The organism is Taibaiella helva (assembly GCF_003545695.1).
GTDB classification, from domain to species: Bacteria; Bacteroidota; Bacteroidia; order Chitinophagales; family Chitinophagaceae; genus Taibaiella; species Taibaiella helva.
The window spans coordinates 137,661-150,217 of record NZ_QUZZ01000001.1; the positions used below are offsets into that span (position 1 = coordinate 137,661).

Annotated in this window: 6 protein-coding genes; 2 read left to right on the plus strand and 4 right to left on the minus strand. The window is 52.8% G+C overall.

From position 1 onward, the window contains the following. Positions 1–100 precede the first annotated feature (100 nt). Positions 101–700: a fasciclin domain-containing protein gene (locus DZC79_RS00620; protein WP_118949611.1), complete on the plus strand. Its 600-nt coding sequence runs from the start codon at positions 101–103 to the stop codon at positions 698–700. A 77-nt stretch (positions 701–777) separates the two neighbouring features. Then, positions 778–2,310, plus strand: a complete 1,533-nt coding sequence (gene gltX, locus DZC79_RS00625; protein WP_118949612.1) for a glutamate--tRNA ligase — start codon at positions 778–780, stop codon at positions 2,308–2,310. 669 nt (positions 2,311–2,979) lie between these two features. Here the strand turns inward: gltX and DZC79_RS00635 are convergent. The 4 genes from DZC79_RS00635 to DZC79_RS00650 form a co-directional block, all read right to left on the minus strand. After that, a complete protein-coding gene (locus tag DZC79_RS00635; protein WP_118949614.1) occupies positions 2,980–4,056 on the minus strand; it encodes a hypothetical protein in 1,077 nt (358 codons plus the stop codon). Between the two features lie 178 nt (positions 4,057–4,234). Further along, positions 4,235–7,621 carry a transcription-repair coupling factor gene (gene mfd, locus DZC79_RS00640; RefSeq protein WP_118949615.1) on the minus strand — a complete coding sequence of 1,129 codons (3,387 nt, stop codon included), beginning with the start codon at positions 7,619–7,621 and terminating at the stop codon, positions 4,235–4,237. A 183-nt stretch (positions 7,622–7,804) separates the two neighbouring features. Next, positions 7,805–9,166, minus strand: a complete 1,362-nt coding sequence (locus DZC79_RS00645; protein ID WP_118949616.1) for an alkaline phosphatase family protein — start codon at positions 9,164–9,166, stop codon at positions 7,805–7,807. Positions 9,167–9,193: 27 nt separating this feature from the next. Continuing rightward, positions 9,194–12,352, minus strand: a complete 3,159-nt coding sequence (locus DZC79_RS00650; protein ID WP_118949617.1) for a TonB-dependent receptor — start codon at positions 12,350–12,352, stop codon at positions 9,194–9,196. Positions 12,353–12,557: the final 205 nt, after the last annotated feature.

Below are 12,557 nucleotides of genomic sequence, written 5' to 3' on the forward strand. Positions count from 1 at the left end.
CAATATTAACGCTTGCACCAAAACTATTCCCCGGCAGGAGCTGTTCTTTCACCAGCGGCGCATAGGCAGCCGCTTTTACTACCACTCACAATTACTAGTAATGAAAGAATGGATCCTGCTGTTCACGCTGGTTACATTGGTGTGCGCCGGAATGATTGCCTGTAATGCCTCTGCCACTTCGGGGCAACGGCATATAGATTCTACCATCATCTTGATGACCACTTCGATAGGAAGCGCTACGCCCGAGCCTGCAGAGAACGGCGTCGAAGTAGGAGAAGCTACCATGGCGCCCGGGAGAGACCTGACCGATAATATAGCCCGGTCGAAAGACCATACCACCTTTACTTTGCTGCTGAAGGCGTCTGGCATTGGTCAAAGCCTGAAGAACACCGGCCGTTATACGCTTTTTGCCCCTTCCAACGAAGCCTTCAACGAAATGCCCTCAGGCACGGTGGATAGCCTGCTGCAACCTGCTCATAAGGCCGAGCTGCTGCTGCTGATCCGCAATCACCTCATCACCGGTAGCTTCACCCTTGATCAGTTACGCAGCCACAACCCGTTGCATACCTTGTCGGGCACGCCGGTCAGCCTGGTCCATAAAGGAGGGGAATGGTGGATCAATCATGCCCGCATCAGCACTGCTGATATCCGCAGCAGCAACGGGACTTTATTTACTACTGAAGGCGTATTGAAACCATAGCAGTCTCCCGGCTGGCCCGTGTTCCCGCTCCTGCAAATCTCTTCCGGCCATTCAGCATTTCTCCCTATTTTCGCGGCATGAATTCAAATCATGTTCGTGTGCGCTTTGCGCCCAGTCCTACCGGCGGTCTGCACCTCGGAGGCGTTCGTACGGTACTGTTCAATTACCTTTTTGCCCGTAAACACAACGGTACCTTCGTGCTGCGTATAGAGGATACTGACCAGGGACGTTTTGTTCCCGGCGCCGAGGAGTATATTTTCGATTGCCTTGACTGGTGCGGGTTAACGCCCGATGAAAGTGTCCGGAAGGAAGGGCCTTATGCACCCTACCGGCAAAGCGAGCGCAAAGCCATCTACCGCGACTATGCCGAGCAGCTGCTCGAAAGCGGCCACGCCTACTATGCCTTTGATACACCCGAAGAGCTGGAAAAGATGCGCCATGATCTGAAAACACCCGAAAACCCCTCGCCGCAATACGATCACCGTACCAGGGGCATGATGCGGAACTCCCTTACCCTGGGTGAGGAAGAGACCCGCCGCCTGATCCTGGAAGGCACGCCCTATGTCGTGCGGATCAAAGTACCCGAGAACGAGACTATCCATTTTCACGATATGATCCGCGGCGACATCCGCCACGAGACTAATGTGGTGGACGATAAGGTGCTGCTGAAAGCCGACGGTATGCCTACCTATCACCTGGCTGTGGTGGTGGACGATTACCTGATGAAGATCACACATGCTTTCCGCGGAGAGGAGTGGTTGCCCAGCGCACCCGTCCATATCCTGCTGTGGCAGTACCTGGGCTGGGAGGCGCACATGCCCCAATGGGCGCACCTGCCGCTGATCCTGAAGCCGGATGGCAATGGTAAGCTGAGCAAGCGCGACGGCGACCGTTTAGGCTTTCCTGTATTTGCTATGGACTGGACAGATCCGAAAACAGGAGAGGTGACTACCGGCTTTAAAGAAAGAGGGTTCCTCCCTGAAGCCTTTGTAAACCTGCTGGCGATGCTTGGCTGGAACCCCGGAACGGAGCAGGAAGTATTCAGCCTGGAAGAGCTGTGCGAGCTGTTCTCTATGGAAAGGGTGCACAAAGGCGGAGCCAAGTTCGATTATGAAAAAGCGAAATGGTTCAACCAGCAGCATATCCTTCGTGCCGATAACAACCGCCTGGCGGCATTGGTAGCACCTTTCTTTGAAAAAGAAAATATTGCTACAGAACCGGAACACCTCGCACAGGTCGTGGCATTGATCAAAGAACGTTGCCACCTTTTGTCTGACTTCGTCACTCAGGGACGCTTTTTCTTCGAGGCGCCGGCCCGGCCCGATCTTGAAGCCGTTAAAGGAAAATGGAGCCCTGAAAAAACAGCGTTCTTCCAGGACTGGTCGGCTTCCCTCGATGGTGCCGTGCTGGATCATGAAGCCCTCGAAGCCTCGTTCACAGAGCTGGCGGCCGCTAAAGGGATCAAAAAAGGAGACCTGATGCTGCCCCTGCGCATCATGCTGGTAGGCGGCAAGTTTGGGCCCGGCGTATTCGATATCGTAGCGATGATCGGCAGCACAGCCACACAGCAACGTATCGAGGCTGCGCTGGTGCAACTGAGCCAGCCTTGAACAACCGGCCAGAGAGTAATAATAAGAAATTGATAAAGCCTGCAGGAAGATATGCTTCCGCAGGCTTTATCTTGACCATGCCGGTCGGGACGCATAGCGGCCTGAACGGCATGGCTTTGGATCCTGGGATTACAGGGTGTACGGAAAGAGGCTATGAGGACTTAATCATTACAAAAGGACAAGATAACGCAGTCCGGCCTGCACTGCTTATACTCAGCCTTTCCCGATCTTATAGGACAGGATGGCAGATGATCCTATAGCTATCTGTGCTATAGGCTCCGTAGGAGCCGAATGTTTGTAGCGACAATATGAACAAACAATAAATTGCTCCGTAGGAGCAAAACCAGTTGTGAGAAGAATATGCATCCAGCCGCCGTTCAGGCCGTTGCACGTCCCGACCGTCCTGGCCATGCAGATGCGGGACAAGCTCATCCATAAGTACCGAAGCGTTCCATCCGCTGTGTCTGAACCGATGCCCCGGATTTTCATCAGGACATACCAATATTGTATCCCCCAACTTTTCCGTTTGATCCGCTTTGCGTAGAGATAGGCTTTGCTCCTACGGAATAAGATAGCATGCGCGACGAACGGCCTGTTTGGTAACAGGCAAAAAAGAAGGCCGCTTAGAGAGAAGCAGCCCTGTATAAACAAAAGAAGAAGAAGACGTAATTACCGGGGTGCATAAGCCGGGTAGAAAGCCACCTTACGGCTCCATTTTTCCATAGAAGCCATATTGTCGCCATATTCGGTTTCTGCAATATATTCCTGCTGTAGGGTTTTCATGCGGCTTACGTATTTTTCACGAAGCGCATCGATGTCCGGTTTCAATGAGTTGAAGGTAAAACTTTTTTCTTGTAATTCCTTGATTAATTCATTTGTAACAAAGGCTGATATTTTAAAATAGGTCTGCTCGTAGGCAAGCCGCTTCTTCACATCCTGTCCCTGACGCAGCCAGGAGCGCGCCTGGTCGAAGTAAGGCAGCAGCTCGATAAAAGCCTCGGCTTGGCCATCGATATGGCGGATCTGGTAGTTGATCATCAACCCGCATTCGGCCGATGAGGGCTCGGTACCCTGTTCGGGCGCCTTGGCCACAAAATGGAAAATATTCAGCGGACGCTGCGGATTGTAAGGCAGGAGGTTCTTCTGCTGTGGTTCTTTCACAAAGATGTAAGATACCTTGATAGGTTGGTTGCCTTTGTACATAGCCAGAAAAGGTCCGATCTTCTGATCCATTTCCGACAGGTAGTTGGTCAGGTTGCGGCACATCAGCTCACCGGCATTTACCGACATGAACATACCGGTGTTACGGGTATCGGTAATGACATAATCCATCAGGCGGTGTCCTGCTTTATTGAAGAGCGTATAGTGGGTATTGAGGGCTATCTCGGCGCCTTTGAACGAAGATTTTTCGTACAGGAGATAATCATAGACATGGAGCTCTACTTCTTCTGCCAAACCATTTTGTACGGTGCTTTCATTCAGAAATTGGGTAAACTCTTCTTCCAGGCTTTGGCGGAACTCGGCTTTCAGAAAGTAATTGTGCGCGCCGGTGCTCAGGTAACCGATGTTGTTCGACTTGTCCAGGCGTTCATCGATAGTGCGTGTAATACGGAAATGATTGATCTGGATTTTTTCCTTGGCAGGTGTGATCCGCATCATCTTGATCTTGGCTGAAGCCATAGGCCCTACAGCGACCAGAAGCGCCAGGCACACAGCAAAAAAGCCGCGGCTTTTGATTCTGCACATAAGAAATTGTATGGATTGGTTCAAGGGAAAGTTATGCAGCTTTTTACATTTATTATATTTTTTCGTCAGATATATTTGACGACTATTTATAATTAAGAAGGAACACAATATTTTGTATTCCTCCCCCGGTTTATCAGTATTAGATATTTTTTAGCAAAAAAACTGGAAATTTATAGAATTACTCTATAATCATGCCTTTCAAAAACCATTCCACATCGCTCATGGTTTTGATACGGTCCACAATAAGCATGAAGTTTTTGCCCACTTGTTTCAGCCTTGCATTATTCACCTGAGTTTGAATATACTGCATGATATTATTGAAGGTATCGCTCTCGAAGTAGGGCGAGTCGGGGTTGCTGATAAAGTAAAGCCGCATCTGCTCGTTCTTAAGGATCAGCTTTTCAAAGCCCAGCTCTTTTGCCATTTTACGGCAGCGCAAGGTCGTGAACAGGTCCTTCACCTGGGGCGGAACAGGACCGAAACGGTCGACAAGATCTTCCTCGAACAGCTGCAGCTCCAGGTCTTCTTCAATATCGTCGAGCTGGGTATAGAGCGAAAGCCGTTCGGTAATGTTCTCGATATAAGTGTCGGGAATCAGGATCTCGAGATCGGTATCGATGGTGCAGTCGGTTACATAATCATGTTTGCGTTCCATTTCCTCGGCAAAGATCTCCTTGAAGTCGGTGCTCTTCAGCTCGTGGATTGCCTCTGCCAGTATCTTCTGGTACATCTCGAAACCGATCTCGGCGATGAAGCCGCTTTGCTCGCCACCCAGGATATTGCCCGCACCGCGGATATCGAGATCGCGCATAGCGATCTGGAAGCCGCTGCCCAGCTCGTTGAACTGTTCCAGCGTTTGCAGGCGCTTGCGGCTGTCGTCGGGCAGGGTTACCAGCGAAGGGGCCACCAGGTAGCAGAAAGCTTTTTTATTGCTCCGGCCTACGCGGCCCCGCAGCTGGTGCAGGTCGCTGAGACCAAACTGGTGCGCGTTGTTGATGATGATCGTGTTGGCATTGGAAATGTCGACCCCGCTCTCTACAATATTCGTACAGCACAGCACATCGAACTTATTGCTCATAAAGTCGAGCAAGGTCTTTTCCAGCTTTGCACCTTCCATTTGTCCGTGCGCTACTTCTATTTCCAGGTCGGGGCAGAGCTCGCGCAGTTTCTCTGCCATGGCAGGCAGGCTTTGCACTCGGTTGTGCACGAAGTACACCTGTCCGCCGCGTTCGGTCTCATAATACAGGGCGTCGCGTATCGCGATCTCGTCGAAGCCCATCACTTCGGTATGCACCGGCTGGCGATTGGGCGGCGGCGTATTCATAATGCTGAGATCGCGGGCATTCATCAACGAGAACTGCAGGGTGCGCGGTATCGGTGTGGCAGTAAGGGTCAAGGTATCCACACTGGCCTTCCTTTCCCGCAGCTTCTCCTTGGCGCTTACCCCGAATTTTTGCTCCTCATCGATAATGAGCAGCCCCAGGTCTTTAAACTTCACTTCCTTACCCAGCAAAGCATGAGTGCCGATTATGATATCGATCTTCCCTTCCTCCAGCCGTTTCAACGTCTCTCTTTTTTCTTTGGCCGACTTGAAGCGGTTGATGAAATCTACTGTAGCGGGGAAATCCCTGAGCCGTTCTTTAAAGGTTTGGTAATGCTGGTAAGCCAGAATGGTGGTGGGCACCAGCACGGCCGCCTGCTTGCTGTCGCCTACCGTCTTGAAGGCGGCGCGCACCGCGATCTCCGTTTTACCAAAGCCCACATCGCCGCATACCAGGCGGTCCATGGGCGAAGCCGCTTCCATATCCCTTTTCACATCGGCCGAAGCCTTGCTCTGGTCGGGTGTATCCTCGTAGAAGAACGAAGCTTCCAGCTCGGTCTGCAGGTAGCTGTCGGGCGAGTGTGCAAAGCCGGGCGAGGCCTTTCGTTTGGCGTAAAGCTTGATGAGATCGGCGGCGATATCTTTCACCTGCTTCTTCGTCTTGTTCTTCAGCTTTTCCCAGGCGTCGCTGCCCAGCTTGTTCACCTTGGGTACAGTACCTTCCTTGCCGGTGTATTTGCTGATCTTGTGCAGCGAGTTGATGTTGACGTACAATACGTCATTATCGCGGTACAGGATGCGTACGGCTTCCTGCAGGTTGCCGTTCACCTCGATCTTCTGCAGACCGCTGTATACGCCCACACCATGATCGATATGGGTAACGAAATCGCCGGGCTGCAGCTCCCTTAGGGCTTTCAGCGTTATCGCCTTGCCCTTGCTGTAGGCCTGCTTTACTTTATACTTATGATAGCGCTGGAAGATCTGGTGGTCGGTATAGGCCAGCACCTTGTGGTCGTGATCAACAAAGCCCTTACTTAAAGAAACAGGTATGGGTACAAAGCTGATCTGGGCGCCTGAATCTTCAAATATGGTTCGTAGCCGCTCCAGCTGCTTCGCATTTTCGGCAAAGATATAGGGGGTATAGCCGGCCTCTGCCTGCCGCTTCAGGTTGGCGATCAGCAGCTCGAAATTGCGGTTGAATACCGGTTGGTTGTCCGTGTGGAAATCAGCATTGGACTGGCTATCGTTGCCGGCATCCTGGTCCGGCTCCGTTTCGGTCCACTCGATCAGGTGCCGGTCGAGCAGCTTGCGCTTCCAGGTTTCCGTCTCTTCAAAGTCTGCCGCTGTCAGCTGCCGGATCAGTTGCTCTTCCTGCTCAATAGAGGCTAAGCCGCCAGCAGGCAGCTTTTCGGGCAGGTCAGCTTCCAGCTTGTCCAGCTTCTCCATCGCGAAGGCCAGGTCCTTGAACCAGAATACCGTATCAGCCGGCAGGTAATCAAGCAGGGAGATCTTTTCTTCCGATTCAAATCTGGTTTCGATATTGGGTAGTATCGATACCTGCAGCAGCTTACGCTCCGACAGCTGGGTCTCCGGGTTAAAGATACGGATGCTGTCCACCTCGTTACCGAACAGCTCGATACGGTAAGGATGTTCGTTGCCGAAGGAATAGATATCGAGAATGCCGCCGCGCATGGCAAACTGTCCCGGCTCGTACACAAAGTCTTCCCGCCTGAAGCCCAGGTCTACAAAGCGTTTGATGAGCTCGTCCACCTTCAGCTGCTCGCTGGTCTTGATATGGATCATATTGGACGAAAGCGAAGTGGCCTTGACCACTTTCTCAAAAAGCGCCTCAGGATAAGTGACCAGCACCTTTTTTCTCAACGCTTTCTGATCGCGGGAAGAAAGATGCGCCAGGGCTTCGGTTCGCAGCATCACATGGCTGCTGTTGAGGTTGCGATAGTCGCCGCTCTTCTTGAAGGAGTCGGGAAAATAGCAGATGTCCAGGGCCTGGGTCAGGTTTTCAAGATCGTTGTGGAAGTAAGCGGCTTCCTCCCTGTCGTTGAGCACGAACACATGGTTGGCGTGGCTTTGCTGCCAAATGGCGGTCGCAGTAAAGTTGAGGGATGAGCCTTTGAGGTTGCGCAGCTGAAGGCGCATTTTGGGATCGGGCAATGAAAGCCCCGCCGCTATCTGTTTTGTGCGGATATCGTTCTGATAAAATCCCAGCAAAGTTTGCAGGTTCATGAGCCCGCAAAGGTAGGCAGAAATCCGTTGCCGTAGCGGGATCGCATCCGCTTGGGCAAGAAAAAACAAACCCTTATTTCTCTATAGGCCCATTGATAAATGTGAAAAGAACGATTGAACAAACGTAAAAAAAGGAGCCGTCCGGAAGGACAGCTCCGTTAATCAACACTATATGGACTCAACTTACTTCAGGAAGGCTTCGGTCAGCTTGCCGTCGGTTTGCGGAAAGGCAATGCCGGTAAGCTTTACGACGAGCGGGGTTACATCCAGCAGGCGCATATTGTCTACCATTGCACCGGGCTTCAGGCCGGGACCGCAGGCGACAAATCCTGTTTTGATCTGCTGATGGTCGGGAAAGTAGCCATGGGTGCCCCTTACCTTGTCGAAAGGCTCGATGAGGTGGTCTGTACTGCCGCCGAAGGAAGTACCGTTAAGGCCGGTAAGGGCCAGGGGCACGCCGGGATCGGCGCCTACCTGCTCCAGCTTATCTTTCCCGACGATAGCAAAGTACCGCTTCAGCGAATCGGGCAGCTGTTGCAGCAGCAGCTCCACCTTAGCTACTGTAGCTTTATCATTGGGATCTTTCAGCTGCAGGAAAGCGCCGCCGCCCGAGCTGTGGAACTGGGCTTTCCAGTCATTGGCCTTTACATCTTTGATCAGGCCGGCTTCTTTCAGCAGGTAATTGGGATTGAAGGAGCGGTAGATATTCTCAAAGCCATGGTCACCGGTAACGATCAGCAGGGTGCTGTCGGCGATGCCTGCGCGGTTTAGCGACTCGATGATCGTCTTGATGCAGCGGTCGGCGCCGGCTACCGAGGCCCTTACCATATAGGCCTCTCGGCCTTCCTGGTGCTCGTAATGATCGGTGCAGGCCAGGTGTACTGCCGTAAAGTTGGGCTTGTAGCGGCGCAGCAGGTAGCCGGTAATGCGGGCCATGTTCTCATCAGATACCAGCTCATTATGCTCCGATCCGATATCGTCGGCTTCCAGCAGCCCGGTCGCATGCTCCTGCACTTCCTTCCACAGGGAAAGCGGTTGGGTTGCCTTAGCGGTATAAGGCCTTGCGTCCGACACATCCTTATAGTTCCAGTATTCGGGTATGCGATAGTCGATGGGCGCATTGTAGGTCACCGGCCAGCGTACGCAAGCTGTCTTTTTGCCGGCTTTGTGCATAGCCGTCCACAGGGTTTCCGTCTTGATGAGGTTATAATCCCACATCCATTTGCCGGTCTGTCCCTGGGCCTCGAAAGGAGTGTTGTAATAGATGCCGTGCTTCGCCGGTGTAACGCCGGTAACCAATGTCGTATGATCGGGATAGGTTACCGAAGGAAATACAGGGTCGGCGCCCCTGGCGGCCACGCCACGGCGCATCATATCGCGTACGGTAAACATACCGTAGCTGCTGTCCAGGTAAAATTCGGGACGGAAGCCGTCGATGGTAACCAGCACCACGTACCGGGCAGGGCCGCTCTGGGCCTGTATTGCAGGAGCGGCTGCCAGCAGGCAGGCTGCGCCGAGGAAAGTCTTGAGAAGATTGCTTTTCATTGAGGACTAAATTATCAGATGAGTAGATCAGAAACCATAACGCAGGCCGAGCTGTACCTGGTAAGGGTTTCCGCTTAAAGGCGATACGCCGGCATTGGTGTTGACGGCATACTTGTAAGTATTGGTGGCAGGGTCGAATCCTTTGATCGTATACAGGTTGGTCGTCGCTACGTTATGATAGACACCCCAGGATTTGTTCAGGAAGTTGGCTACGTTGAAAAGATCGACAGACACCTCTACGTTGTGCTTGTGGTACACCGGGAACTTTTTGGCCAGGCGAATATCGAACACACCGTAGAAAGGGTTTTCACCACCGTTCCTTTCAGCGATCTTACCGAAAGACTTGCGGATATAGTTCTTGGCGCTCTGCTCTACGTTCGGGTTGTTCAGGATCGCATTGATACCATCCTTCAGGTATTGGGGGGTGGAGGGGCTGTTGGGATCATAGACATAGGCCAGGTCGTTGGTCGCTACGAAGTCGCCGTTCATATTGCCGTTCACATTGAGCGAGTAGCGGGTACCGCTGAGGCCCGAGAAGCGGATGCCGGCGCTGATACCCCAGAAGGTGGGCGCCGTACCGTACACCACCACTTTGTGGCGGAACTGGTTGTCGGAATAACTCATGCGGCTGAGGTCGCGCGGATCGTCTTTCACGTATTGCACCAGGGTAGCGGTGTTGGCCACGTTACCATTATAGGAAGTATTGTCCTTGGTCTGGTTCCAGGTATAGGAGAAAGCAATTTCTCCATCTTTGAAGTAGCGGTAGTCGCCGTCTACTACAAAGGCCATCTGGTTTACCTTTCCGGTGCTCTGCAGCTCCAGCACGCGACCTACCTGGTCGGTCTTCCGGCTCTTGGTCCAGTCGGCATTACCATTGGATACGTTGATGGTGGATGCCGGCACATACACGCCGCGGTTATCTTCTGCTGCAATACGGAAGTAAGGCTCGTCAACCATGTTGCGGTCTACATAGGTGTAGTTGTTCCGGGCCATCGACAGGTAGCCGCTTACACTCATGCGGAAATCTTTGGTGAAGAAGTGGGAGTAGGAAAGGTTGGCTTTGTACACCACCGGTACTTTAGCATCCTTGCCGTTCATGTTGATGGTTGCCAGCTTGGGGATATTGGGGTTTTGCAGCAGGTCCATACCCGGAGCAGATGCAGGATTCTGGCGGTAGCCGGGGAAGTTAGGCGTAGGCACGGCGTTCCCGGTAAGGTCTACCCCAACGATATGCGAGCCGTCGAACAGCATATTGTTGATCATGCAATAGGGATTGAGCGCAGAGCCCATGATACCGCCGCCTAAGCGGATAATATCCTGGCCGTTTTGCCGTACATCCCAGGTGGCCTGCACGCGGGGCTGCACCTGTAGGGTGGTCAGCTTGTTGGCCGTATTCAGTCCCAGGGTCTGGTCTACGATAGGATTGTAGTTGGCGCTTTCCAGGTAGCGGGTATAGTCCATACGCACACCGGCAGTAACATCAAAGCCGGGGAAGAGGTTGGTTTGTACCTGTGCATACAGGCTAGGCACCAGGATATTGAAGCGGATATTCTTTTCGTTTGTTAAGTAAATGTCGCGGGCATAGCGGTAAGGTGTAAGGTTGTTGAAGTTGTCGAGACCGGTGAAATAAAAGCGGCCGTTGGTTTCGCTGCCGTAGATCGAGTTCTGGTTGGTGAAGGTAAGGCCGGCGCCGAACGTGAAGTGCAGGTGACCGGTATTATAGAACAGGTTATCGGTAAGCTGGATCACGTGGTTGTTGAAATAGTCGCCGCCGTAGCGCTGGCCGCCCAGCTGGATAGCAGTTGTGAGGTTGGTCTGATCCTCGGCCACGGAGGTAATGTTCTGAACGATGGCGCGGGGAATATTGTCGGCCGGAAGCTGGGAGTTGGCATAGAGCTTATTGTATTCCCAGTAGTGCTGCACCTTCAGCTCATTGGTGAAATGCCCGTCGATAGCGGTACGCAGTGAGGCCATAAGGCTGTTGTTGATGCTCTTGCGGGTGCTGTACACTTCATACAGGTTGATCGCTGTGTTGTCACCGTCCGACTGGTTGTCCATGTCGTAGATGAAGTTGTCGCGTAGGGTCAGCAGGCTTTTCTCGCTCAGCTGCCAGTCGATGCGGCCAAAGAGCGCATGGGTGTTTTTCTTTTTGCCGAACTGGCCGAACTGGGGTGAAGCGGCGACGCCGTATTTGCTGCGCGCGATATTGAGGAACTGCTCTTCGGTAGCCTGCGTCACGTTAAAGCGTTTTTCGTCGGCTGCCGACTGGATATTGGCAATGTACAGCGGCCTGGAGTCGGTCTGGTGATCCCATACCAGGAAGAAGTGGGCCTTGTCCCTGATGATGGGACCGCTTAAGGAGAAGCCATATTGGTAAGTCGAAAATTTCTGGTTACGCTTTTCACCATTGAGGCCATAGGGGCTGGAAAGCCAGTCGGTACGGCCATATACAAAGGCGCTGCCCGACAAGGTATTGGTGCCCGATTTGGTTACCGCGCTGATGGTGCCGCCGCCGGCATTGCCGTAAGTAACATCATACTGGTTGGTCACCACCTGGAACTCGCGTACGGCCTCCATAGAAATAGAATAAGCGCCGGTAGGCTGTCCGCCGGAAATAGTGCCCCTGGCCGCCATACCGTCAATGGTAAAATTGGTGGCGGAAGGCAGCTGTCCGCCAAGGCTGGTACCTGTGCTCAGCGGGGAAAGGTCGGTAAGCGAAGTGAAGTTACGTCCGTTCACCGGCAGCTTGGCAATGTCCCTTGCCGAGATCTCTGTGGCAGCGCCGATGTTCTCGATCTTGTTGCGGGGAGAACCTACAGTGATCACGACATCCTGCAGCTCCTGCGATTTGTTTTCCAGCTTGAAGCTTACCTGGAGCTGATCGCCCTGGTTGAGGGAGAAGTCGGTTTGCCGCTGGGCGCCAAAGCCCATGGCTTCAACAGTAACGGAATACGGTGTGCCCAGCGGCAGCTCCTTTACCAGGAAGGCGCCGTCGGCGTTGGAAATGGTTTTGGCAGTAAAGCCTGTGGATTCGTTCCGGATGCTGACGGCAGCACCGGGCAATGGTTCGCCCTCCGGATCGGTTACCTTGCCCGAGATACCGGCGAGGATGGCTTGCGCCGACGCCGATAAGCCGAGCAGGGACATAGCGATAACGCCCAAAACATGCTTGGTAAAAGTTCTCATACTTTGCTGGTTTTTTTAATGATTGGTTAAAAGCGCCGCAAAAGTCTGTGGTGAAAGTTACTTCCGTATGTCGTCGTTGTTATGTTCTGCTTACCCGGAGGTTAAGCCGCGAAGAACATTTTTATTCCTGATGTAAAACCCGCTACCGGAAAAGCTTTTGCGCATGTACCCGACGGATTTAACGCTAAGGTCATGCTGAATTCAT